Source organism: Xenorhabdus yunnanensis (genome assembly GCF_028598805.1).
Taxonomy (GTDB): Bacteria; Pseudomonadota; Gammaproteobacteria; order Enterobacterales; family Enterobacteriaceae; genus Xenorhabdus; species Xenorhabdus yunnanensis.
The window spans coordinates 1-291 of record NZ_JAQRFI010000295.1 but is presented as its reverse complement, the minus strand read 5'-3'; the positions used below and the strand labels follow the sequence as shown (position 1 = coordinate 291).

At 65.3% G+C, this 291-nt stretch carries 1 protein-coding gene; it reads right to left on the bottom strand.

From position 1 onward, the window contains the following. On the bottom strand, positions 1–291 hold a 291-nt coding region (locus PSI23_RS23770; RefSeq protein WP_273557080.1), incomplete at both ends, for a tyrosine-type recombinase/integrase.

Genomic DNA, 291 nt, shown 5'->3' with positions numbered 1-291 from the left:
GATAAACAGGTAACCACTGTCACGGCGCGCAGCCAGTCGCGGGCGGACCTGCGCCAGATACCGGGTGAGCCAGTCCAGCGCCCGGATGCCGATAGGCACGACCCGGTCTTTTTGCCCCTTGCCCTGACGCACACAGAGCACCCCGCGCCCGGCATCAATGTCCCCGGGGCGCAGGTTAGCCAGTTCCATGCGGCGAATGCCGCTGCTCCAGAGCACTTCCAGCATCACCCGGTTGCGGAAGCCGTGCAGTGTTCCGCAGTCCAGACTGTCGAGCACCTGCCCGATTTCGTC